This window comes from Pseudomonas sp. SIMBA_067, from assembly GCF_046534675.1.
GTDB lineage: Bacteria > Pseudomonadota > Gammaproteobacteria > Pseudomonadales > Pseudomonadaceae > Aquipseudomonas > Aquipseudomonas putida.
Window position 1 is genome coordinate 1 of sequence record NZ_JAWRYH010000639.1, and the last position, 263, is coordinate 263.

Annotated in this window: 1 protein-coding gene; it reads left to right on the forward strand. The window is 54.4% G+C overall.

All coding sequences use genetic code 11. From position 1 onward, the window contains the following. Positions 1-39: 39 nt before the first annotated feature. Positions 40-263, forward strand: a 224-nt coding sequence (locus tag SB765_RS30670; protein ID WP_410932623.1) for a flavin reductase, incomplete at its 3' end; no start/stop codon positions are given.

A 263-nucleotide genomic window follows, 5' to 3' on the forward strand; every position in this document is an offset into this window, starting at 1 on the left:
CTACACTTAATGGCTACGTTCCGTTTCAGGAGTTATGCCATGAGCCAACGCATGCACAAATATGCTTTTCCGGTCAGCAAAGCCCGCAAATATCTTGAGCCCGGACCGGTGCTGCTGCTCAGTTCGCAGTACGGAGATCAACATGACATCATGACGCTCGGCTGGCACACGGTGCTGGAGTTTTCTCCGTCACTGGTCGGCTGCATGATTGCCGGTATGAACCACAGCCATGAGCTTATCCGCAACAGCGGCCAGTGCGTGCT